The following is a 23,484-nucleotide window of genomic DNA, read 5'->3' on the forward strand; positions in this document are numbered from 1 at the left end:
CATATGTCGATGTTGAAGAGCACCCTGAAGAATCTGTTCTCCCGACCGGTCACCGTCCTCTATCCCACCGAAAAGGCGGACATCCCCGATACCAACCGGGGCCGGGTGGTGTGGGAAATGAAGAAATGCATCTGGTGCCGCCTGTGCGAGAAGAACTGCCCCACGATGGCGATCACCACCGACAAGGCTCTCAAAACCCAGACCATAGTGCGGGCCCGGTGCATCGCCTGCAACACCTGTGTGGAAGTCTGCCCGACGAACACCATCTCCATGGAGCCTAAGTACTCCGAGGCGGTGTACCTACGGGAAACGCACGTCTATGATCTGGCCCTGAAACCGTTCGAGTACCGGGTCATACAGACGCTTCCGAGCGAGAGGGTGATACTGAGGAAGAGGCCGGGCGAACCTGAGGTCGCGGAAGAGGCTTCCCCTCCTCCTTCCGAGAAACCGGTCCAAGGTTCCGGCTCGACCTAGGTGCTTCGATGGCGATCACATTCACACCACTGACGGATATCACGAACTACCTCACCCTGATCTTCAGCGCAATCGGCGTGGTGATAGTGGCGATCGGTGGGTTCTGGGCGGCCGGCAGGCTGCTCAACAACGCCCTGCGAAAAAGGTCCATGGACTACACCGCTGTCAAGCGTGATTTCACTCAACTGATCGTGCTGGGCCTGGACTTCTTCATCGCCGGGGACATCCTGACCTCGTTCGTGGCCCCGACCTTCAATGACCTGATCCTGCTGGCCGTGGTGGTTGGGATCAGGACGGTGTTGAGCGTTTTCCTGGCATGGGAAGTAAGGACCGCTTCCAAGGGAGAGGCCGTCTGATGGCCTGGATGGTGCCGGTCAGAACGTTCTGATCCGTCCGAGATCGCGGATAGTGCCTAGAGCAAGCAGACCTATCTCTGTGCAGGCATAGACCTTAGCATCCTCGATGTCAGCCTCCTCCAGGACCGGGGACATCGTATCGGCGCGACCCAAGTTCGTGAAGTCTGTGCCGGCCGCCAACGGCGAGAATGCCGGCAGCACCAATATCTGCTCATCACTGAAATGGAGGAAGCAGGGGAGCTTCAGGAACGCCCCGACCCGGTCGAATATGCGCACCGATGGATGTTCATGCCCTATGACCAGGGGCCGATGCGTGCTTTGTGCATGCCCATGCATGAAGGCGATCCCATCGATCTCGAAGCTGTCGGCCACCTCGATCCCAAGCCTTTGGGAGATGTTCGCCAAATAGTTGTCATGGTTCCCTTTCGCCACCTTGACCGTGGCGGTGTCCCTCAGCATCGAAAGTATGTCCCGGACATCCTTCCATTCCTGGTCCAGATTGCCGGAGAACTCGTGCTTCAGATCTCCCAATATCAGGACGGTGTCGGGATCATATCGGTCCATGATGCGGATCAAGGATTCCTTCATGGTGGCGGACTGGATCCTCGGAAGATGCACTCCGGTCTGTTCCAGCGCCGCCTCCAGACCGATATGCAGATCGGCCATTGCCAGGGTTCCCCGTTCCTCCATCCAAAGACAGAGGTCGTTGGTGACCTTGACCCCGGGAAAAATCTGGACGTTGAACATCGGCACCCCTTTTGGCACGGAACGAACGAACGTTCAGGACTTGAACCTTTTGAACATCGAAGGACCGGTTCCGGTTCGATCGGATCGGTCATTTTCGTGTGACCTATCGAAAACGATTTGACTAGGCAGAGCGTCCGCCAAGATATGATACGCCGTTCCTTTGTGTTCCTGCCTAGCGTCGGCAAGACCACCGAAAGGCGGATATGGAGCAGGGGCGCGACTACCTGGAGCGAGTTCCTTTCGGCGAGCACGATACCGGGTTTCTCCCGGAAAAGGAAAGAGGACCTTGACATCCGCCTCAACGAGGCTGAGGATTTCCTCAACCAGGAACGCGCTGAGTATTTTTGCGGCCTGCTGCCCTCAACGGAACAATGGCGCCTCTTCGATGAGCTGAAGCAGGGCGCCGCCTACCTGGACATAGAGTCGGATGGGATCGGACCGGGGCATGTGGTGACCATGGTGGGCATTCTCCGCAACGGCAAGATGACCACCCTGGTTCGAGGGCAAGGCCTCGATCAGACAGCGATCAAGGATGCGCTTGACGGGGTGAAGATGCTGGTCACTTTCAACGGCAGCTCTTTCGATCTGCCGATGATCGAACATGAATTCCCCTTCAGCGTCCCCCGGGTGCCTCATTACGACCTGCGCCACGTCTGCCCGAAAGCGGGTTACCACGGCGGCCTGAAATCGGTGGAACAGCAGATCGGGATATCCAGACCGCAGGAGGTGGAGTATGTCACCGGAGAACAGGCGGTGTATCTGTGGCATCTCTGGAGCAGGAAAGGCAATCAGAATGCCCTGAACCTGCTTACCAGGTACAACGCCGAGGATGTCAAGAACATGGAACCTCTGGCCGACCTCGTGTACGACATCATGAAAGAGAAGATGATGAGGGACATCAATGCCGGATACGAACGAAGAACATAGAGACCTGGCAGGATTCGACGGTCAGGCCAAGGAGATCGCGGACTTCCTTCTCACCTGCAAGAAGGTCACGGTGGTGGGCCACATCGATGCGGACGGCATCACGGCGACCTCCATAGCGTTCAAGTCGCTGCAGGACCAGCGCATGGACGTCAAATACAATTTCATCAAGAAGATAGACGAGAACGAGATCAAGCGGATCAACAAGATCGATTCTGACGGGGTGCTGCTGGTGGACCTAGGCAGCGGCTACGCGTCAAGGCTCGAACATCCAGGACTTTGCATCGCCGATCATCACGAGGTGGATCCTGTCGGGCCATCGCGTTCAAGGAGGAAAGGACAGGTGAGCCTGCTGGACTTCGACAATGAGGGCAGCAGGCACCTGAACCCGCATCTGTTCGGTTTCGACGGTTCAAAGGAACTGAGCGGGGCCGGGGCGGCGTACGCGATCGCCAAGGCCATGGACGGCAGGAACCGAAACCTGGCCCACCTGGCCATAGTGGGAGCGGTGGGAGATTTTCAGGATTCATCGGAATGCCGGCTCATCGGGCTGAACCGCAGGATCCTGGAGGACGCGGAAACGGTCGGTTCGGTGCGGTCCGCGACGGACGTGCGCTATTTTGGCCGCGAGACCAGGCCGCTGGTGAACTTCCTCAGATACTCCTCGGACCCGAGGCTCCCCCGCCTCACCAACGAAGAGGACATGTGCTACGAGTTCCTGAGGGAGCAGGGAATTCCGCTCAAAGAGGATGGCCACTGGAGATGCTGGGCAGACCTCAGGCAGGAAGAGAAGGATCGGATCGTAGCGGTCCTCAAGAAGATCCTGGCCGGATCCGATCAGGGACCAGAGGCGGCGTCACGCCTTATGGGGGAGGTATATTCCCTGGTCCGGGAAGAACCCAGGACGGTCATGCACGATGCCAAGGAGTTTGCCACCCTGCTCAACTCATGCGGCCGTTATGAAAAGGCACCCACCGGGCTGGAGGTGTGCATCAAAGGGCCACAGCTGAAGCGGGAGAAGATGAACGCCCTGCGCAACCTGCAGAACCACCGGGACAATCTGAAAGGCGCCATTGAGATGGTCAAGGGAAAGGACCGGGTCGTGCTTGGCTCGGTCCAGTATCTGAGGAACGGGGAAGGCTCCTTCTGCCTGCCGGTCGAGGACACCGTGGTGGGCATAGTGGCCGGCATGCTGCTCGGTTCTGGGGACATTCCTTGCGACCGCCCGCTGATAGCGTTCGCGCTGAGCGTAGACGAGAACAACGTCGAGATGACCAAGGTCTCCGCCCGGGGGACCAAGGAACTAGTGGAGAAAGGTCTGGACCTGTCCTCGGCGATGCGGCGCGCCTCCGAATCGGTGGGAGGCACCGGGGGCGGGCATAACATCGCCGCCGGCGCGACCATCCCCCAGGGAAGGGAGGACGATTTCCTGGCCGAGATCGACCGGATCATCGGCGCTCAGCTGGGCTGACCGATCAAGGTCAGGATTATCGCCTTCTGTGCATGCAGGCGGTTCTCCGCCTCGTCGAAGACGACGCTCCTCTCGCCATCGAACACTTCGGCGGTGATCTCCATGCCGCGGTGCGCGGGCATGCAATGCATGACGATGGAGTCGTCCTTGGTCAGCGAGACCAGGTCGGCATTGATCTGATAGGGTTTGAACACCCTCTCCCTCTGGGCCGCTTCGTCCTCCTCGCCCATGGATACCCAGACATCGGTGTAGAGCACGTCCGCATCCTTGACGGCGACCTTGGGGTCCTCAACCACTGATACGGTACGACCCTTCTCGCCGGCGATCTCCTTCGCCTTCCTGGTGAGTTCCTGGTTAGGCTGATATCCCTTCGGGCAGGCGGCCGCAAAATCCATGCCGGTCATCGCGGCGCCGAGCATCAGGGAGTTACAGACATTATTGCCGTCGCCCACGTATGTGATCTTTAGACCGTCCAGCTTACCTTTCCGTTCCATGACGGTCTGCAGATCGGCAGTTATCTGGCACGGGTGCTCGAGATCGTCGAGCGCATTGACCACTGGGACCCTGGAGTGCTCGGCAAGCTCCATCATGATCTCGTGCTTGAAGGCGCGGTACATGATCACATCGACATAGCGGCTCAATACCTTGGCCGTGTCCGCCACGGTCTCCCCCCTTCCGAGCTGCATGTCCTTTGGATTCAGGAAAATGGCATGTCCGCCAAGCTGCGTCATGCCCGCTTCGAAAGAGACCCGGGTGCGTGTGCTCGCCTTCTCGAATATCATGGCCATTGTCATATTCTTGAGGGGCTCGGCGTTGCGATACTTCCCTTTCTTGAGCTGCGCTGCCAGTTCAAGGACGTCCTCCAGATCGTCCTTAAGGTCCATCATCGAGATGACGTCACGTTTCTTTACCACCATTAGTATTACCTTCGAATCATCATGGCCATTGGTATGGCCGAGAGGTAGTGTCAATGCCAGGAAATTATTATAATAACTGACACCAGGGAGACAGAAGTCCTCGGTTGTGTCGTTTCGGAAACTAAACAGCCATTCCGGCCACTCGATGGACGGCCTAGGTAAATATCGTCCATCCATTGGGCAGGAACGAGAACAGGAAGAAGTTCAGGATCCCGTGGATCAGGGCGACGAAGACCAGGCTCCGGGTCTTCCAGAACAGTGATGCCAGTATCAATCCGACAAAGAACACGTAGATCATGTAGGGAATGCTGTGGTAAGGGGAGTGCATTATGGCGAATGTGGAGGCCGAAACGAGCATCGCCAATCCGGATCCCCAGTGACGTTCGATCCTGGCCTGAAGGAAGCCTCTGAAGATCAGCTCCTCTCCAAAACCGACGAACACCACCATGACCACCGCCAGAAGGGTCAGATTGTACAGGCTAATGTCCGGGATGAGCGAGATGCGGCCTAGCACGATGTACTCGGTGTTCGCCAGAATGAGTCCGATTACGATCGCGGCCGGCACATACAGACTATTCCACTTGGATGCCTGTTCCATTCCACCCCTGTTGATGAACTCCCAGGTCCTGCGCGCCTGGACCGATAGGAACGCCTTGAAATCCCTGATTCCTCCGGCGTTCTTGGCGATCGTGTTGTAGGTCAGCCTCCACAGGATGTACCCAGCGAGAATGGTTGGGCCATACATGAAAGGCATCGAGTATAGCGTATAGGTGAAGAACGTCGGCATCCCGATGTTCAATACCCGGAGCAATGAAATGAGCATGACTGCCTGGAATATGTCCGAGTAGCGCTCTATAAAGATGGCCAACAGCACGCATACGAAGATGTTCAGGAGATGCAGCGAGAGAGTGGTGGAGGGGTCGCTGAAGAAGGAGAACGTCTCAGCTGAGACCAACAGAATGAATGGGATCAACACCGAGGCCTTATCCCGCATCCCCCTAGGATTCGAATGTCTTTATTAAACCGTTCGCTCGGTAGAATAAATATGTAGAAAAAATGGTCAATGGACCGAACAGCATATCTGTCATCAAAGGCCAGGAACTGATCTCTTGGTCACGTGGGGAGTTGGAAAGCATCGGGAATCCATCCTTGGTTGGCGGAATCACGCCATTTCCGGCTCCTTGGAGCGGACAAGGATCGTGACCATCGACGAAGCACCATTGAATGAAGCGAACATACAAGGAAGGTTAATATGAGGGGTCTGAAAGGAAAAAATCTTCACCGTGCATTCGGTGTTCCCTTATGAATGAGACACGCAACATTTATTAATTGAAACGCGTTCCACAACTTCCAGCATGGCCGCGTTGGGGTAGCCTGGCATCCTGTGGGACTGTGGATCCTTTGACCCGTGTTCAAATCACGGACGCGGCCCTTCTTATCATCTTCTGACCACCTCGAAGTCCCTTTCGAAGAACGCTAGCTCCTTTTCATCGAGGATCTTGGGGTTCAAGGTAACGATCATGCGGGATTGGTTCATTAGGATCTCATCCCTCAGACCGTATAGCAAGCGCAATACCTTAGGTGAACCGTTGTTCGATATCAGATACTCGATCCCATCGATGGCCACCACCGTGTTGTGACCCACTTTGAGGAACTCGGTGATGGTATGCTCCAGGATCGAGAGGTTGGTGGGATCGATCCAATCCTGACCTGGATGGGATGACAGCCATATCACCGGGGTGCGCTTGAGCCCGTGCCGCTCTCGCAGATCGTCCGGGTAGGTACGGGTCACGATCAGACCCTCCACTCCGTTTGAGATCTGAGAGAGCAAGGTCTCGTACATGCCGTCCGCCCTGGTCTCCTCAAAAAGCAGGTAGCTTCCAGGCGCAAGCACCTCCTCCTCTCTGGCACCGATCATGCTGGTCAGGTCCTCCGATACCGGCATCACGGTGAACAGCCGCTGCCGGTATACGGAGAACGCCATCATCACTATGGAGGCAAAGAATCCGGGGGAGAGCTCGCTTGGCACCTTGATGTCATAAAGGTCCAATATGAAAAGGACCAGACCCCATAGATAAGGCATCAGCACCGCCAGCGAAAGCAGGAAACACTCTCTTCGCATCTGTTCGTCGTCTGACTGGCGCCAACGACGGACAAGCAGGGCTAGGGTCATAGCGGTAAAGGCTGCGGCGACCATCAACACTATCAGAGAGGCCAAGGAGGCCGGCAATCCATACCCGAACTGGTTGAAATCGACACTGCTCAGATTGTAAGCGATCAACAGGCCGATCAGCAACGAAAACACCGTGTAAAGTACCCGGTTCTTCTCCAACCATTTGCTGAGGGGGATAAAGGCCAGATTGGTGGACACGTATAGGAAACCGGCAAAGATCAAGACCACGAAAAGGACAAGGCCACGGGCGAAGAGCAGAGCCGAGGCCGGGTCCGAGGCGTTGATCATCAGGAAATCGGATATGCCAGCGGCCGTGAACATCAACATCAGGATCAGGAAACCCTTGGCGATCGCTAGTTGGCGATTCTTACGAAGGACCGAAATTCCCAACACCAGCGCGATTATCCCCGTGATCAGGGGGAGGACAGAATTCCACATCAGATTCTGGATCATCGAGGCCTAGGCTCCCTTCCCGATGCCCATATACGCTAATTATGCTTTCTTCGGTTGTGCATTTGAAAACTTTATCTAACCCCCGCCATGTACGTGGTTCGGTGTGACATTTGGCTTGGAAGGGTACCATCAACAAGATCGACGATTACCGCTGGGAAATACCCCAGGACTACAAACCGGGAATGCGCACCAGCGCCGTCATCTATTCCAATGATAAAATGATAGAACACGTCCTGAGCGATAACTCGCCGGAGCAGGCGGCCAACGTCGCCACGTTGCCAGGCATCGTCGGGAAATCCTTGGCCATGCCGGATATCCACTGGGGATACGGGTTCCCCATCGGCGGGGTCGCGGCCATGGATTCCGAGGAGGGAGTGATCTCCCCCGGCGGCATCGGCTTTGATATCAACTGCGGCGTCAGGCTCCTGAGCACCAACCTGGAGGTCAAGGACGTCGAGCCCCGGATCAAGGACCTGATCGGGACACTTTTCAAGAACGTCCCCTCGGGGGTCGGTTCGGAAGGCGTGGTCGATGTGGCCGCCAGCGAGATCGATGCCATCCTCACCGAGGGAGCCGAATGGGCGGTCCGCAAGGGCTTCGGATGGCAAGAGGATCTGGATACCACCGAAGAGGGGGGCAGGTTGAAGAATGCCGACCCGACCAAGGTATCCCAGAAGGCCAAGCAAAGGGGGATACCGCAGGTCGGTTCGTTGGGGTCCGGGAACCATTTCCTGGAGATCGACAAGGTCGATAAGATCTTCGACCCGGCCGCCGCCAAGGCGTTCGGCCTCACCCATGAGGGCCAGATAACAGTTACCATCCATTGCGGCTCGCGGGGCTGCGGGCACCAGATCGCCACCGATTACCTGCAGGTCATGGAACGTTCTCTGAAAGCCATGAACCTTAACCTACCGGACCGACAGCTGGCCTGCGCGCCGGTCAATTCCCAGGACGGGCAGGACTACTTCAATGGCATGAGCGCCGGGGCTAACTTCGCCTGGGCGAACCGGCAGATGATCATGCACTGGGTGCGGCAATCGTTCGAGAGCGTGCTCCATAGAAAGGCCGAGGACATGGAGATGAGGCACGTGTACGACGTGGCACACAACATCGCCAAATTGGAGGACCATGAGGTCGACGGAAAGAGGAGGAAGGTCTACGTGCACCGGAAGGGAGCCACACGGGCATTCCCGGCCGGACATCCAGAGGTCCCTTCCAAGTACCGCTCCGTAGGCCACCCGGTCATCATCCCGGGGGACATGGGCGCCGGTACCTACGTCCTGGTGGGAACGGACCGAGGCATGAAGGAATCGTTCGGGTCCACCTGCCATGGCGCAGGCCGCATGATGTCAAGGGCCACTGCCATCAGCACATACAATGCCTCGACGGTCAAGCAACAGCTTGAGTCCAAGGGCATCTACCTGAAGGCCAGCACCAAGGATGGTATCATAGAGGAAGCGCCGGGGGCATACAAGGACATCGACGATGTCATTGCGGTGGTCAGCGGTGCTGGGCTATCAAGGCCGGTCGTCAAGCTTACGCCAATCGGTGTGATGAAAGGCTGATACCTACCATATCGGGCCTATCGGAGCATCCATTGGACCGGAAGAGGACCGGAAGCCCCATACGGTCCAGCACGACCATGTCCCTCATCAGCAATGCAAGGTCACGCTCGGACAGCCCCTTCGGGTCGAAGGAAAGGATAAGCCTCGATCCCCTGACCAAAGCCTCATCCTCCAGGGCGAACAGGAACCTCATCGCCTTCTCGCTGGATGTCTCCAGTATCAGCTTGTCAAGTCCTTCGACCAGGACCACCGTGTTCCTTCCCTCGCTCATGAAGCGCATTATGGTCCTTTCCAGAAGGGGAAGGTTGGAAGGAGAGACCGCTTCCTTGACCGGGCGGTGGGCCAACCATATCATTGGGGTGTTCCTCAATCCGAACTCCTCACGTATCTGTTCTGGATGCCTGGGGGAGATTATCAAACCCTTACGTCCTGCATTGAGCTCGGAGGCAAAGATGCTGAACGACGTGTCCGTGCCCTTTTCCTCGATGGCATAGGAACGCCCCTTCTCCAGTTTCGTGGATATCGGTTTGAACTTCTTCCTTGAGAAGTCGTCCGAAGGTCTGATGTCGAAGAGCCGCTCCCGGATGATGGCATAGAAGAAGACGGATGATGTTATGAGGTTGGCAGGAGCCATGGGGGACGGGAATCCTATCCCAAACATCTCTAGCAGAGATATCATCAGCGGATAGGCGAAAGGCACCACCATGGCCAAGGATAAGACCGCCGCCAGCTTCCCGAATGAGGGATCGCGGCTGGCATGGTGAGCGGACCTCAGCAACTGCAATGTACAGCCTAAGAACGCCAGCATGACGAATCCGATGCCCAGCATCTCCGGGGAGTTGGGAATGAACCATCCGTAGTCGCCCATCCTGACCTTGACGAATATCAGGGCCGAAACGGTTCCGGACACGATCACCAACACCATGTACTTGACGCAATTCCTCTTGATCATGGCACTGTCGCTCTGGAGCGAAAAGAATGTGGCCAGGTAAAGGAACCCCCCGAACATGCACACCAGACAGAATATCAGCAGCCTGACGATCAGCGTAGCCTGCTCGATCGTCGGAGCGGTAAGGAACAGATAGTCCAGAGCCGATGACAACGAAAGCAGCATCATGACGATGAAGAACGTTCTGGATATCCACTGATGTGGGTTTCGGAAGAGAACGTAGGCTCCCATGGCCAATGCCATTATGGAAACCACGGCTGAAAGGGATAGGAACAAAGGTTGGATCATCGCGAGCATTGAGAATACGATGGCCGATTTGAAGCGTTTTTCTATCCAGATATCAGCAATGGTATCTCTGATCTATCCAGTCATGTTCCTCGATACGGATGTTCAGGAGAAAAGCACCTTTTCGGCCGCTTTTCGCACCTTCTCCTGGTTCGTCCCGGGGGTCGAGACCATGACCGCCCAATCGTTGACGCTCCGGGTCTGTATCGCCTTGGCCAGTGGACTATATTTCGATAGCGCCCTCACCCGGTCGCCGTTGATGATCGGCACTTCGGTCTTGCCTATGCGCGGTTCGGTAATGAGCAGCTCTCTTTCCGGCATATCAAGGATTACCTCCGATTCATCCACCTCTGCCCTATCCGCTATCTGTCGTTCCACCTCCTTGCGCTTCTCATAGGAGGTCAACGGAAGCAGTGAGTCCAGCTGTTCCGAATCGAGGTCGGAGATGAGCATTGAATAGGCCCGCTTGTACAGATGCCGATACCTCAGCAGGGTCATTATCCGGCTGGCCTTTCCGCCATCCTTGAGGATCCGCTCCGAAAGGCTGCCGTCGGTCTGTATCTGGATGTCCTCGATAACGCTCTCGCTGGCGTTCTCCACCGCCTTGCACAGCATCATTTCGGCGATCCTTACCGTGTGATGGAAGTAGACCGAAGTATACATGAGGGCCCGGGCTACCATCAATCCCTCGATCGCCACCACTCCGCTCTTGCGTACCGCTATGTCCCCATGATGCAGCTCTATGGTGTCCATGATCCTGTCGATATCGATGGTCCCATGGGCCACCCCGGTGTAGTAGGCATCCCTAACCAGGTAATCCATCTGGTCCGCGTCCACCGGTCCATGGATGACCTGCCTGAGGTAGTTGTTCTCGTTGAAATACGTCTGGACACCTTCGAGTGGCAGTCTCTTCTGGCCGCTGAGGTCTGGTCCTCTAGGGGAGACAATCAGGTCCGTCACCAGATCGGAAGATATGCCTTCCGCATCTAACAGGTCGGCAATGGTTCCCTGTTCGCCGATGATCATGCCCTCCTTCGGGTCGATGGTCCTTATCTCGCCCTTTATGAGAGCCTTACCGATGTCCGTGTGGGTCATTCCGGTCCGCTCCTCAAGGACGCATTCCAGGGTGTGGGAGTAGGGAGCGTGGCCGATATCGTGGAGCAGTGCCGCCGCCAGGACGCACTTCCGTTCGTGATCCGGGATGTCCAGCGCCGTGGCCATCCTGCTGGCGAGCTGATAGGTGCCGAGGGAGTGCTCCATGCGGGTATGGTGAGCCCCGGGGAACACGAGGTAGGCCAATCCGAGCTGGTGCACGCCATGGAGCCGCTGGACCTCTGCCCTTTGCAATAGGTCCAGATAGATGCCGCTCAGCTTGACACTGCCATGGACGCTGTCATGGATGACCTTATAATCTGGCACGGAGGGAAAATCAGGATTGGACTATATATTGGCTTTGAGACCAGGAACCCGGGGATCGGCCCCGGGAGCATGTGTTTAGTTGAAGCCGCCCTTTATCTTGTGCCGGTCGATCTTGATGCCGTTGGGCGCGACCACGATCAGGTTGTTACCGATCGCCGCCACATCGCCGCCGGTGTCGCGAGCGATGTTCTTCAGCTCATTGGTGATCTTCTTCAGGGTCTGCTGGTCGTTCTCGATCGGCGAGTAGTCGATGAGGACGATGTTGCCATTGTATACCGGCTGGCTGACAGATGTGACGTCCTCGAAGCGGTAGACCTCAGCGACCTTGATCATTCCGTTCCCGGCGAGCGGGCTGTCCTCTTGGAAGTACAGTGCCCCGAGGTCGATGTATTGATCTGTCTCAACGGTCTGAACGTCATCCTTCCCCTTTCTCAACGGCTTCTTCAACAGCGGCAAGTTGCATCCCTCTTTGATTGGTCCAGAAATGGGGTGACATAATATTAACATTTCGGCCTAAGAATATCTGGATTGCCAAGAAGGGTGCATCGCCCCGGTAGATCGCCTTGACGAAAATCGTTGAGCGACCCGTGAAGATCTATTCATATTATATGTGTCTCTCATATTTAAATATGATAATTCAGTATCGTATCACATGCCGATGTGAGCTATCTCTATGGGTGATGCATGTGGACGCCAGTGTCCGTTACGCACGACCTCAAAAGGTCGGTGTCTTCCATGTTGAAGGTGACGGTGCATTGCACCAGATTTCATGATTTAGGCAATAAGCGACAAATTTGATAAGGGCCCATAGTATCCTCTGTCCAATGGAATTCAAGGGGAAGGGAAGCTTTTTCAAGACCGGTTCTGTTGGCGTGATACTTGGTGTGGTCCTCAATATGATCGGTTTCATTTATACGACCAAATATCCATTCAGCACGACCTACCCCCAGGACATCTACTGGACTGGTACCCTTAACCTTCTCGGCATCGGGCTTGTCCTGATGGGCCTGGTCATAATCGTGATCGGCTCTCTCAGAGCGGATTGAAATATTTCACGCTTAGTCAGGCCACCGGCATGGATCGTCCGCATTCCAGTGTTCCACCTGATCCGTCACTATCCATCACCAGGTTCTCGTCGACGGTTGAAACAATACCGTCGGGTCAATGGTTCACCTTTTGGCTTCACATGAACGGTCTATGCCTTTCTTCTCCGGCGCACCACCATGAATGCCACTAGCACCGCGGCGACCGCTATGATCGCTATGACCAATATCAGTAACATGTTATCGTTCGATGTTCCCGGCGTTCCGGCGGTGGATGTCGTGTTGATGGTGAACGATACCTGTTGGTAGGCCAAGCCGCCTTGATCGTCTGCCGCAGTGACGTTCGCCCGGTGCATCCCGTCTCCCGCGCCGACGATGGTGTAGTTGTTCACGTTCGCCGACAATCTGGCCTGGGGTCCGCCGTCGACGCTGACCAGGAAGTAGGAGACCACGAACGAGTTACCGCTTAACGTCCATGTCAGCTCGGCGTTCTTCGTCGTTAACTGAGAGTTCTCCAATGGTGCGGTGATGTTCACGCTGACGGGGAACAGGGCATATACCGGCCCTGCGGCCAGGGATGTGGAGTTGATACCGAGGACCGTGGGCGCGTGCGCGGAGACCTGGTAGTAGTACGTACTATCTGCATTCAGTCCCGAGAACTTGATCGAATTCCCGCTCACATGCTTGACGTCCACCCCATCCTGGTAGACGACATAGTAGTCGACAGGGGCGTTGGCGTCGACGTTCAGTCCGCTCCATGAAAGGGTGATCGACTCTGGACCGAGAACGGCTGTCAGGTTATTGGGCGCGGCCAATTTGGTCAGGTTCATTTCCGCAGGGACCCCCTCCCACAGCGGTGTCGTGAAACCGTTCGCCCCGGCGTAGAACTCTAAGGCTAGGCTCGCGTTATGCTTGGCGATCCAGTCATTCGCCACAGATGGAGCTCCGCTCCTGAAGGCGACCGAGGTTAGAGAAGAGCAGTTCTCGAACGCCGACATGCCGATGGTGGTGACGCCGCTGCCGATAACCGCCGATCGCAGGGAGCTGCAGTTGAAGAACGCACCATACCCTATTGACGACACTGTATCGGGTATCTCGACGGACATTAATGAGTGGCAGTTCCAGCATGTGAGGGTTCCGATGCTGGTGAGCTCCTTTCCCAGGTTCAGAGTGGTTAAGGCGGTGCAATTGTAGAAAGCCCCATAACCGATCGCGATCACTCCATCCGGTAATGTGATCGATGTGAGTGAGGTACATTCATTGAAGGCGGACGAACCGATGGACGTAAGACCTGGACCGATGGCCACCTGGGTCAATCCGCGGCAGCCCTCGAACACGCTGTTGCCTATCGAGATGACGTTGCCTGGGATGATGATCGAGGTCATCGAGGTACAGTTGTAGAAAGCCCCGTCCCCGATGCTGATGACGCCTTCAGGGATCGTAATGGAGGTCAATTTGTAGCATTCCCCGAACTCTCCGGTCCCCAGGCTGGTCAGCCCGCTGGGGAGAGAGACAGATGTCAGGTTCTGACATCCTTGGAACGCGTTGTTCCCTATGTTGCCTACACTGTCCGGTATCGTTATCGACGCCAGATTGCATTGGTAGAAAGCATAGGCATCGATGAACGTGAGACCGATGGGAAGTGCGATCGATGTCAGGGATAGGCAGCCGTAGAACGCTCCGTTGCCTATTATGTTGACCGTGTTCGGTATCGAGACCGACCTCAGGGCCGTACAGTCATAGAACGCGGCGTAACCGATGCTCGTCACTCCCTGTGGTATGATCACTTCGGTCAGGTCGGTGTCTGAGTAGAACGCGAAACCCCCGATCGAGACCACGGCGTATCCGTCTATGGCGGCAGGAATGGTGACCACGTTCGCCGATCCAGTGTATGATGTGATCTCCGCCGCCGTGTTGTCATTGATGATCGTATAGCCGTAGTCCCCGCTGGTTTCTGCGACCGCGGGACTTGGGATAGATACGAAAGATGAGAAGACCACCAATGTGATCATGACGATTATAGCTGCCTTGTTCCGCATGTGAAAACCTACTGGTAACAACGATCGCAACTATGATATGAAGTTGGGCGGGCCTATTTAGACTTTACATCGTGTCGTTCGACCATGCTCCAGGAGGATCACGTCGATCGCCTCGGAAGGGAGGGCCGGTGGAACCTTCACCTCTCGTCGTATTTCCAGAGCTTATCGCCGACATAGTGAAGGTTCTTGATGGACTTGCCGGATTTCTTTTCCAGCATCTCTGCGCCTGAGACCAGCGCCTCACCGATGGCCAGCGCGCGCTTGTTCTTGACATCCCTGACCCACACAAAATCACCCGGTTTGATGTCCTTGTCTGCGTCGACGATCCCCGGTCCCATTATGTCCGCGCCCTTGACCACATAAGGGACCGCCCCCATATCGACAGTGACATAGGATTTTGGAGGATCGTATTTCAGTACGCCTTTTACCGTAAGGAAGGCCTTTCCAGATATCACCAAGGCCAGAATCTCGTTGTTCACGAAGATGACATCAAAATCCGAACTTTCCGCCTTATCAATGGTATCCTTTGCAGTGAAGACCTGCATGCCGACCTTTGAGGATATCTCCTCCGATAACGATCTGATCTCCTTCTCCCGGAGCCTTCCCCTCTTCTTGATCCGGATCTCGCTCATGGTTCAGGTCACTTCTTCTTCCCGAACAATTTCGAGAATAAGCCCTTTTTCTTCCCCTTCTCATCCAGGCCGTCTTCCTCTTCCGCCTTTGCCTCTTCCTTCAGTTCATCCTTCTGGGGAACCATTGACGGTGATTCCTCTGTCTTCGGCTCGGATTCCTTCTTTGGTTGCATGACCTCAGGTTTTGGCTCATCCTTCGGAGTAGCCACGACCTCTTCCTTTATGGTCTCCGGCTCTGGTTCCATTTCATCAGCAACATCCTTTTCAGGAGGCGCTTCGGAATGATCCCTGCCTTCGGATATGTCGTTGGCCAGGTTTTCTAGGTCCTGAAAGTCGGCCATGCCCAGGTCGGCGCCGCATTTGGGGCACGAACGAGCGTCTATGCTTAGTTTTGCATCGCAGACCGGACATTCGATCTCGAGCTTCTGTTTTGCCATAACGGTACGTCAGATAAAACAGGACAGTCGATTTAACCATATCGGTACAAATGGCGACTGGAACATCTGATATGGTCAATATTATGGCCAATGACCTGGCCTCCAGACATGGATAGAGATAATTCAAGTCAGGATGTTTTCATGGTCGATAAAACGGCCCTATGAATCCGATTTCTCCCGGATGATCATCGCCCGACAATCAGGTTATATAGCTAAGAAAAGAATCGATAATGTCGGGGGAGTAGTCATAGAAGGTTCGAAGGTTCAGGTAACAAGGATGTTGTCTCTCCTAAACTCAGGTCTAGCTCCTTCCAGCCCTCACACCCTGTCATAGTTCCAGGTGCCGTCATTGAAGGTGACCATTCCCCCATCCCAATCTGTTTGTGGGAACCGACATGACCACGATCTTTCGACGAGCTTTCGATCCCTTATCGATGTTATGCCGAGAGTGGTTGGTCACAAAAACGGAAGCCTAGGTACGAGGAGTTTAATATTGAATGATAAATTGGTTTTCAATGCGATGGGGGTTATTCTCGGTCAGGATCGGCATCCTGGTCGTCACCATCATCACCACGATGTTGTTGTTACTGGCAGTGATCCCTCTTGCCGTTGGGGGGCTGGACATCAAGTTCCCACAGGACCAGACGACCGGTTGGACCTATGACAATTCCACCAACACGATCTCCTTCGTGGCACCGGTGCAGATAAACAACGGCGGTTTCTTTGACATTCAAGAATTCTCGGTCGGGATCAAGCTCACCGACCAGAACGGAAGCTTGATGGCCGAGTCCAAAAGCCCGCCCACCGACATCTTTGCCGGACGCACCAATCATGTGAACGTCGTGATGGCCTTGGACCTGGATAGCATCGCGCCATCCGCGATGAGGGAACTCGTATTCAATCAAACAACCTTGAACATGTCCCTGACCGTGTCCTCTTATTATATGGAGCATCTTGTGAACCTGCACATCGGAGCGAACCGGACAATGGACTGGACGCCTCTGATCGATAACCTGCAGTTCGATCTTCAAGGCCTTAAGATGCAGCAGAACGGCCCCTCATACTCCGTCCAGGTGCCGTACAGTTTTGATGCGGGCGACCTCGTTGTCGGAAAGCAGGTCAACGTAAGGGCAACGCTCCGCGATCAATCGGGCATACTTGGCATCGGTTCGGACAGCGTCATCATCACGAAGCACTTTGCTGGGAGGATGGGCATGGAGATCTCACAGACAGCAGCAGAGAGATTGATGATGAGCTCTGACAACCTGACGATAGAAGTCGCGGTCGATCTCCAAGGTGCGGAGTTCAACCAGACATATACAAGACAGTGGGAACCGTTGGTCTCTGACCTTCAGGTCGGTACCCCATCGATATCCTCTGTACCGCAGATGGCAGTGAAGGTTCCTTTCAGCTTCAATGCTTCCAGCACCGTCACTGGCCAACGTGTCCAGGTGGAATGCACCCTGAAGAACGCGACCTCCAACATATCACAGGGTTCCATTAATGTCATCGTTCAACCCCAGACCCAGGGACTTGTCCCTATGTCATTCACCAATGGACAGTCGTCCTGGTTCCTAAGACATTCCGAGGATTGGACGATCGTCCTCAAGGCGACGGTCATGGGGATAACGACCACGCAAACCCGGGCCTATCACTGGAATGCGCCGATGGGAGGACCATGAGCGCCCTGTCCCCCAGGTATGGTGAGCTAGCGAACGGTCTTTACGGCAGCGCCCGGGCCGTGGCCCAGTTCATCATCCTTCCCGTGGTACTGATAATGATCCTATCGTCATTGCTGGAAGGTACAGGCAACGGGTCCTTGCATGACCTGGACCTGGCCCTAACCGGGCTTAAGCTGACGTTCGTCATCTTCGGGTCCATCCTGGCGATCCTGTCGTTCTTCACCGAATTCTATCCGGCCGGCTCGATCTCCAGGCTCCTGTTCGGCCAGGTGCGCGCAGCTACGATCATTGTCCTGGGGTATACGCTGCTCATCAGCTTTGGAATGCACGAAGCCTTTAGGGCGGTCGGTCCCGACGTTGACCTGGTGTCACTCTTCTATCTGTTCGCCTTGCTCATCGTGTTGGGCATGCTTTACCTGGTGTGCGAATGGATAGATTACCGCTGGGTCTGGAAGAAGTCAAAGGCGGCCATCGATCGAACTCCCTATGTACCGAGGAGAAAGCATGAACCAGAGGACCCGAAAGCGCACCGGGTATGGCACGACTTCCGGTTCCGCTATGGCCGTCTGACAAAGGGAATGCGCATGGCCAAGGGGGCCCTGCTTCGCTACGTCATCCTGCCGATCGCCATCGTTATCGTGTGGAAGGCCCTGATCTCTTCGATGGGCAACACTATGACCGACCAGCTATCCGGGACGCTCGGCACCACGGTGGCTCTGTTGTTCCTCGTGGGCATTCCGATCGCGGTCATGAGCTTCTTCAAGGGTTTCTACAGTAAAGGTTCCGTCTCAAGGCTGAGCTTCAGCCTCATCATCGTAGCCCTTCTCGACGTATGGATCTGGTATGCCACGCTACAGGGAAGGTTCAAAGCGGACCTGGGGATGATCCAAGTGGACGTGGACTATCAGCCCTACGTCCTGCTCCTTATCTTCGGGGTGAGCCTGTGGGCGCTCTACTATGTGGTCGAATTCATATCATACAGGAAGGACTGGATCTCCCAGGGTTTCCAGCCAGTGGACGAAGGGAAAGCGGCCGAGCGCAGACTGCGAGAGAAGGCGCTGCGGAAGGCGAAGAAGAACAAGCAGAGGTCCTGATCATCGAATGTCGTTGGCGACCCGATCGGTTGATGGGCCCGAATCGTTGCGGGTCGCCCTCAACCGATATGAGCCGTTATTATTCCGTTCAATTGTCTGGCCAGGGAATTGTCAAAAGGGATAGAAGGATCTCCAAGCATCATCTCGATCGCTCTTTCGAACTTCGCCAGACATACATTTTATTGGTTTCCATCCTTAACATCCGAGGGTCGAGAAAAGAGATTAAATAATGCCCGTCGTCTAACTCAGGCTCAGGAAGGGATACAATGGGAGTAAGCATTGCAATCTGTGAATTGGACACTGATGCGTCGACATGCAAGAACGCCAAGACATCGATCCTGAAGGTCAACCTGAAAGATGTGACCGGTTTCGAGTCCTGCGCCGAATTCGACCTGATGGTCCCAATCGCCGCGGCCAAGACAGCTTTCGGGGCAGATTTCGAGGCCTTCGCTAAGCGCAACCGTGTGGACGCCGAAGCCGAGAACATCTACCTCGAGAAGGTAAAGAACGAACCCGATAAGCAAAAGCTTACACCACTGGCCAAGAAACAGTACACTGGATGGGTGGCGGTGGACAACGCATCCGCCGATACGCAGAAGAGGCTCCTGGAACTGGCAGACCCGGACAACCGGCTCACCAAGTGGGACATGCTTTCCTTTGACGAGATGGGAGAGACGTGCAAGAAATGTGCGGTCTCATGGGATGAAGGCAGGGGATGCATCGGAACCTTCGGTCCGGACAACTCGGCCCTTCCGGAGATAGCCGCCAAATATGGGTGCACCATAATAGCCAGCGTTCCTACTGCGGTCAAGAACAAGACCTTGTTCAACAAGGAGGATGCGGTCAGGATGCTTGAGGAGATCAAGGTCCTTAGGGAGAAGCTGCCCCTCGAGAGCAAGATGATGGTGAGACGCTACTCGGGAGTGCTGGACAGGCTCGAGAAGGTCGCCAACATCAGCGTCAAGTACGGGACCAGATACTACTTTTTGTGATCTGATACAATGGAAGACGGACCAGTCAATGAAGGACCAACGCTCTTTCCGGACATCCCGGAAGCAGTCCATTTGAAAAAGGCGTTCCATAAATATGGATTCAAGACCGGGTTCCTGAAGCTAGCCATCCTGAGGCTGGTCGCAGAGAAACCGATACATGGCTACGCCCTGATAAAGGAGATAGAACGTATCACTTCAGAGGATTGGAAGCCGTCTCCGGGGTCGATATACCCGGCATTGCAGACGCTGGTGAAGAACGGACTTATCACGTCCGAGGCCGACGGGAGACGGAGGATCTACGACATAACCCCGGCGGGGCGGGTGGTGCTCGAGGCGGCCATCAAGCATGCCAACATCGTGCTCGAGCACATCACCATCCTGCTGAACTACAAACCTTCCGAAGAAGTACCGGAGTAGGTTTGATCAGGACGGGTCCCTACTCTGATCTTCAGGCCTGCGGGCCGATGAAACGTCCTTGATGACGATCACCGGCTCGTTCAACCTTATCCTCATGTTCTGTTTTCTTAGGGCTATCTCGATCCGGGCCATCCTGAAGTTCATTTCCTCCACGCCCATGCACATCCTGTCCAATGACGCCTCAAGGTCCATGCCATTTCACTCCTGGTAATATCGGGAACAACGTCTGGAGATGTACTATCAGATCACTGCTACAATCATGCTTGATTCAGTGCCCGCAGCAAACGGGGCATCTTTTGTTACGTTCCACCTCGATGGTCTCCCAGTAGTTGACGGAGAGATCGCATGCCAACAACCTATTGGTCAACGGAACGCCCACTCCCGTGATCAGCTTGACCGCCTCAGCAGCCTCCAGGCAACCGAACACCCCGGCGGTATAACCGATGATCGGAATGATGGGTTTCTTGGCAGGGGGAGTTGGAAAGAGACATTCAAGACAGGGGGTCTGGCCCGGTATGATCACCGTGAGCTGCCCCGAGAACCCTTCGACCGCCGCGTGGACGAACGGAACATCTTCCGAGATGCAGTGGGCGTTGAGCAACTTCCGGGCATCGAAGTTGTCCAGACAGTCCAAGATCACCACGCTATCTTCCACGATTCCGCGGATCCCATCGATGCCGATCTTCGCCGCCTTGGGGATTATCTCTATCTCAGAGTTCATCTCCCGAAGCTTGTTGGCCGCCGAAACCGCTTTCTTTGTTCCATCCTTAACGTCGCCCTCCCAATGCAAGACCTGCCGATTGAGATTGGACAGATCTGGTGACTGAAAATCGACCAGGATAATCTTGCCCACACCAGCCGCCGCAAGATACATGGCGGCGGGAGACCCCAGTCCTCCCACTCCCATGATGGTGACCGTTGATCTCTTCAAAGAACATTGACCGGACTCCCCAAAACCTTCGATCGCCATCTGTCTGAGGTAACGGGTCCGATCGGTTTCGCTCAGGTTCTGGCATTGTGAATTCATGGACTCAGGACGTTGAGCACCATACCTTGTGATAATACTTTCATGTGGCTACTCGGTCAGACCTTGAAAAAAAGTCGATGTTCGAGGGCCTACCAACTCCGAACGACCTGAACAAATGTGATAACAGAAAACGGACAAAACAAGAAACAGGAAAGAAAGGTGAAAGGGGGGAGTTGCCTCCCCGTTATGGTTTGGTCGGTCCTTTCTTAAGCCAGGATCACCGGGCGCGATCCGACACCGAGGTCGGTGGTCGTTTCCGATGGGGCCCGGTCTACGGACAGAGGCTCAGAGCAGAGATCGCTCTCCGAGGGCAGGTAGTTGCAGTCACCGTTGTATACTGCCTTGAAGAGATACTCTCCAGCTGCGAGCGGCATGTACCACTCCGACTGTGCCTTTCCGTCCGCGTTCAGAGCCACCGGTCCATTTCCGACCATTGTCCAGGAAACTCCGCCGTCAGCGCTGACGTAGAAGGTCACAGTGCCGGATGGCACCGCGCACCCCGCTGCGCCGTAGACCGTGGCGTTGTCCCTAACAGACTGGCCGAGGACTATGGACTCGGTCCCGAGGCAGGTGGTCGTCATCGTTGCGGCCTTCAGGACCTTCAGGGGCTCTTCGCACACCGCGCTGCTCGAGCAGCGGTAATTGACATCACCGCTGTAGACGGCCCGGAAGTTGTAGTTTCCGGCCATCGTGGGCATGTACATCTTCGATGTTGCCTTACCGTCCACCAGTGCTACGCACGGGTCGTAGGTGTACCAGTTGCCGCCATTGTACCTAACCTGGAAGTCGACCGTCCCGGTCGGGTTCGGGAACATTCCGCCCAGCCCCTGGACCGTGGCGTTGTCGGACACTGACTGTCCCAGGACGATCTCCGTCGCACCGAGCTCGGTGTGAGTGGCCGACGCGGCCGGGTTGACCACGAGCTTCTCATCGCACATTCTGCTTTCCGAGGGCAGGTAGTTGCGGTCGCCACTGTAGATCGCCTTGAACAGATACATTCCGGTTGCCAGCGGGGTGTAGAACTGCGACGATGTTGCGGAACCTGCACAGAGCTTGACCGCGCATCCATACTGGGTCCAGCTGACACCATTGTCAGCCGAGGCCCAGAAGGTCACGGATCCGGTCGGGGTCGGGAATATCCCGCCTAGGCCGGTAACGGTCGCATTGTCCTTGACCGACTGTCCGAGGATGATGCATTTGACACCAAGCTCAGTCGTCGTCACGGAGTTGGCCGGATTGACCAACAGCCTCTCGTCACATTTCTGGCTCTCTGATGCAAGGTAGTTGCAGTCTCCGCTGTAGACCGCCTTGAACAGGTATATTCCGGTCGCGTACGGAGTGTAGTATGTGGACGATACCGCCGATCCTGCGCAGTCCAGTTCAACCGCACAGCCATACTGTGTCCAGCTGGCACCATTGTCAGCCGAGGCCCAGAAGGTCACGGATCCGGTCGGGATGGGGAATTCCCCGCCGAGGCCGGAGACGGTCGCATTGTCCTTGACCGACTGTCCGAGGATGATGCACTTTGCACCGAGCTCGGTGGTGGTAGAGGATGGGCCCTGGACGACCTCCAGCGGTTCATCCTTATCGCCGTCTGCCGACATCTTGTAGTTGATGTCTCCGCTGTAGACCGCCTTGAAGTAGAACGTTCCGGTCTTCAGGGGCATGTAGATGTCCGAGGTGGCCTGCCCGTTGCAGTCAAGGGTCTTGACCCCCCCATACTGGACGAAGTTCTCCGCGCCCGGTACCAAGACGTAGAAGGTCACGGTGCCGGTCGGCATCGGGAACTCTCCGCCGAGGCCGGAGACGGTCGCGGTGTCGAAGGTCGACTGTCCCAGGCTGATGCTCTCGGAGTCCAGCTGGGTAACGGTGGTGCTCTCGGCCGGACAAACGCACAGCGGCTCTTCTGTCTCCCCGCTCTGTGAGGGGTAGTAATTGTTGTCGCCGCTGTAGATCGCCCGGAAGTTGTAGTGCCCGGTCTTAAGGGGCAGGAACCAGTCCGAAAGGGCCTTGCCCTCTGTGTTCAGGGTCTTGACGGTTCCGTACTGTTCCCACGGGCCGTCACCATATCTGACCTCGAAGGTCACGGTGCCGGTCGGCATGGGGAATGGCGCACCCTTCCCGTTTACCGTCGCGTTGTCGGTAACGGACTGTCCGAGGGTGATGCACTTGCATCCGTCGCAGCTACCAACGACATCGAGCTGTTCGGTCCCAAAGACGCTTGTGGACGGCTCGAAGATGCTGTCACCGCCGTAGACCGCCTGGAACTCATAGTGTCCCGGTGCGGCCGGGGTGTAGGTCTCGGAATATGCCTTGCCATCGACCAGGATGACCGGGGATCCGATCATCTCCCAGCTAACACCGTTGTCGGTGCTGACCTGGAACGTT

Annotated in this window: 23 protein-coding genes and 1 tRNA gene; 11 read left to right on the forward strand and 13 right to left on the reverse strand. The window is 55.7% G+C overall.

Going from position 1 to position 23,484, the window contains the following annotated elements; genetic code table 11:
• Nucleotides 1-3: 3 nt before the first annotated feature.
• Complete coding sequence (locus VGK23_04545; protein HEY3419803.1) at nucleotides 4-474, forward strand: 4Fe-4S dicluster domain-containing protein; 471 nt, start codon at nucleotides 4-6, stop codon at nucleotides 472-474.
• 8 nt (nucleotides 475-482) lie between these two features.
• Nucleotides 483-830: a DUF1622 domain-containing protein gene (locus tag VGK23_04550; protein HEY3419804.1), complete on the forward strand. Its 348-nt coding sequence runs from the start codon at nucleotides 483-485 to the stop codon at nucleotides 828-830.
• Between the two features lie 18 nt (nucleotides 831-848).
• Here VGK23_04550 and VGK23_04555 read toward each other — a convergent pair whose 3' ends face one another.
• On the reverse strand, nucleotides 849-1,577 hold the full coding sequence (locus tag VGK23_04555; GenBank protein HEY3419805.1) for a metallophosphoesterase: 729 nt from the start codon (nucleotides 1,575-1,577) through the stop codon (nucleotides 849-851).
• A 144-nt stretch (nucleotides 1,578-1,721) separates the two neighbouring features.
• Between VGK23_04555 and VGK23_04560 the strand changes: the two genes are divergently transcribed.
• Both VGK23_04560 and VGK23_04565 read left to right on the forward strand, forming a co-directional pair.
• On the forward strand, nucleotides 1,722-2,504 hold the full coding sequence (locus tag VGK23_04560) for a ribonuclease H-like domain-containing protein (protein ID HEY3419806.1): 783 nt from the start codon (nucleotides 1,722-1,724) through the stop codon (nucleotides 2,502-2,504).
• Nucleotides 2,479-3,972, forward strand: a complete 1,494-nt coding sequence (locus VGK23_04565; protein ID HEY3419807.1) for a DHH family phosphoesterase — start codon at nucleotides 2,479-2,481, stop codon at nucleotides 3,970-3,972. Before VGK23_04560 ends, VGK23_04565 begins: the two co-directional genes overlap by 26 nt.
• Here VGK23_04565 and argF read toward each other — a convergent pair.
• Together argF and VGK23_04575 are read right to left on the reverse strand one after the other, a co-directional pair.
• Nucleotides 3,960-4,889: an ornithine carbamoyltransferase gene (argF, locus tag VGK23_04570; GenBank protein HEY3419808.1), complete on the reverse strand. Its 930-nt coding sequence runs from the start codon at nucleotides 4,887-4,889 to the stop codon at nucleotides 3,960-3,962. The genes VGK23_04565 and argF overlap by 13 nt on opposite strands.
• 154 nt (nucleotides 4,890-5,043) lie before the next feature.
• Nucleotides 5,044-5,883, reverse strand: coding sequence for a CPBP family intramembrane glutamic endopeptidase (locus VGK23_04575; protein ID HEY3419809.1), 840 nt, complete (start codon nucleotides 5,881-5,883; stop codon nucleotides 5,044-5,046).
• A gap of 364 nt (nucleotides 5,884-6,247) precedes the next feature.
• Between VGK23_04575 and VGK23_04580 the strand changes: the two genes are divergently transcribed.
• Nucleotides 6,248-6,320 (forward strand) — tRNA-His (locus VGK23_04580).
• Between the two features lie 7 nt (nucleotides 6,321-6,327).
• On the opposite strand, the gene VGK23_04585 is transcribed toward VGK23_04580, so the two are convergent.
• Nucleotides 6,328-7,515, reverse strand: coding sequence for a DUF835 domain-containing protein (locus VGK23_04585; GenBank protein HEY3419810.1), 1,188 nt, complete (start codon nucleotides 7,513-7,515; stop codon nucleotides 6,328-6,330).
• A gap of 110 nt (nucleotides 7,516-7,625) precedes the next feature.
• Here VGK23_04585 and VGK23_04590 point away from each other — a divergent pair, with 110 nt between their 5' ends.
• Nucleotides 7,626-9,080 carry an RtcB family protein gene (locus VGK23_04590; protein HEY3419811.1) on the forward strand — a complete coding sequence of 485 codons (1,455 nt, stop codon included), beginning with the start codon at nucleotides 7,626-7,628 and terminating at the stop codon, nucleotides 9,078-9,080.
• On the opposite strand, the gene VGK23_04595 is transcribed toward VGK23_04590, so the two are convergent.
• The 3 genes from VGK23_04595 to sepF all read right to left on the reverse strand — a co-directional run bounded on the left by VGK23_04595 (nucleotide 9,052) and on the right by sepF (nucleotide 12,189).
• The gene (locus VGK23_04595; GenBank protein HEY3419812.1) at nucleotides 9,052-10,317 is read right to left on the reverse strand and encodes a DUF835 domain-containing protein; all 1,266 of its coding nucleotides are present in this window, start codon (nucleotides 10,315-10,317) and stop codon (nucleotides 9,052-9,054) included. The two genes, VGK23_04590 and VGK23_04595, sit on opposite strands and share 29 nt — an antisense overlap.
• Before the next feature lie 102 nt (nucleotides 10,318-10,419).
• Complete coding sequence (locus VGK23_04600) at nucleotides 10,420-11,733, reverse strand: HD domain-containing protein (GenBank protein ID HEY3419813.1); 1,314 nt, start codon at nucleotides 11,731-11,733, stop codon at nucleotides 10,420-10,422.
• Between the two features lie 75 nt (nucleotides 11,734-11,808).
• Nucleotides 11,809-12,189, reverse strand: a complete 381-nt coding sequence (sepF, locus tag VGK23_04605; GenBank protein ID HEY3419814.1) for a cell division protein SepF — start codon at nucleotides 12,187-12,189, stop codon at nucleotides 11,809-11,811.
• A 368-nt stretch (nucleotides 12,190-12,557) separates the two neighbouring features.
• On the opposite strand from sepF, the gene VGK23_04610 reads away from it, so the two are divergent.
• Nucleotides 12,558-12,779 (forward strand): hypothetical protein, encoded by a 222-nt coding sequence (locus VGK23_04610; GenBank protein HEY3419815.1) that lies wholly within the window; start codon nucleotides 12,558-12,560, stop codon nucleotides 12,777-12,779.
• 149 nt (nucleotides 12,780-12,928) lie between these two features.
• Here the strand turns inward: VGK23_04610 and VGK23_04615 are convergent, their stop codons facing one another.
• The 3 genes from VGK23_04615 to VGK23_04625 all read right to left on the reverse strand — a co-directional run bounded on the left by VGK23_04615 (nucleotide 12,929) and on the right by VGK23_04625 (nucleotide 15,884).
• Nucleotides 12,929-14,815 carry a fibronectin type III domain-containing protein gene (locus tag VGK23_04615; protein HEY3419816.1) on the reverse strand — a complete coding sequence of 629 codons (1,887 nt, stop codon included), beginning with the start codon at nucleotides 14,813-14,815 and terminating at the stop codon, nucleotides 12,929-12,931.
• A gap of 137 nt (nucleotides 14,816-14,952) precedes the next feature.
• Nucleotides 14,953-15,447 carry an RNA-binding protein gene (locus VGK23_04620; GenBank protein ID HEY3419817.1) on the reverse strand — a complete coding sequence of 165 codons (495 nt, stop codon included), beginning with the start codon at nucleotides 15,445-15,447 and terminating at the stop codon, nucleotides 14,953-14,955.
• Nucleotides 15,448-15,455: 8 nt separating this feature from the next.
• The gene (locus tag VGK23_04625; protein HEY3419818.1) at nucleotides 15,456-15,884 is read right to left on the reverse strand and encodes a zinc ribbon domain-containing protein; all 429 of its coding nucleotides are present in this window, start codon (nucleotides 15,882-15,884) and stop codon (nucleotides 15,456-15,458) included.
• Nucleotides 15,885-16,399: 515 nt separating this feature from the next.
• Between VGK23_04625 and VGK23_04630 the strand changes: the two genes are divergently transcribed.
• From VGK23_04630 to VGK23_04645, 4 genes are all read left to right on the forward strand, one after another.
• Entirely contained in the window at nucleotides 16,400-17,566 is a 1,167-nt protein-coding gene (locus VGK23_04630) for a hypothetical protein (GenBank protein ID HEY3419819.1), read from the forward strand.
• A complete protein-coding gene (locus VGK23_04635; GenBank protein ID HEY3419820.1) occupies nucleotides 17,563-18,660 on the forward strand; it encodes a hypothetical protein in 1,098 nt (365 codons plus the stop codon). Before VGK23_04630 ends, VGK23_04635 begins: the two co-directional genes overlap by 4 nt.
• 266 nt (nucleotides 18,661-18,926) lie before the next feature.
• Entirely contained in the window at nucleotides 18,927-19,652 is a 726-nt protein-coding gene (locus VGK23_04640; protein HEY3419821.1) for a hypothetical protein, read from the forward strand.
• A 9-nt stretch (nucleotides 19,653-19,661) separates the two neighbouring features.
• Nucleotides 19,662-20,069, forward strand: a complete 408-nt coding sequence (locus VGK23_04645) for a PadR family transcriptional regulator (GenBank protein ID HEY3419822.1) — start codon at nucleotides 19,662-19,664, stop codon at nucleotides 20,067-20,069.
• 6 nt (nucleotides 20,070-20,075) lie between these two features.
• On the opposite strand, the gene VGK23_04650 is transcribed toward VGK23_04645, so the two are convergent.
• The 3 genes from VGK23_04650 to VGK23_04660 form a co-directional block, all read right to left on the reverse strand.
• On the reverse strand, nucleotides 20,076-20,261 hold the full coding sequence (locus VGK23_04650) for a hypothetical protein (GenBank protein ID HEY3419823.1): 186 nt from the start codon (nucleotides 20,259-20,261) through the stop codon (nucleotides 20,076-20,078).
• A gap of 76 nt (nucleotides 20,262-20,337) precedes the next feature.
• Nucleotides 20,338-21,096, reverse strand: a complete 759-nt coding sequence (locus VGK23_04655; GenBank protein HEY3419824.1) for a HesA/MoeB/ThiF family protein — start codon at nucleotides 21,094-21,096, stop codon at nucleotides 20,338-20,340.
• A 206-nt stretch (nucleotides 21,097-21,302) separates the two neighbouring features.
• On the reverse strand, nucleotides 21,303-23,484 hold a 2,182-nt coding region (locus VGK23_04660; GenBank protein HEY3419825.1), incomplete at its 5' end, for an Ig-like domain-containing protein.

It is taken from the genome of Methanomassiliicoccales archaeon (assembly GCA_036504055.1).
Taxonomy (GTDB): Archaea; Thermoplasmatota; Thermoplasmata; order Methanomassiliicoccales; family UBA472; genus DASXVU01.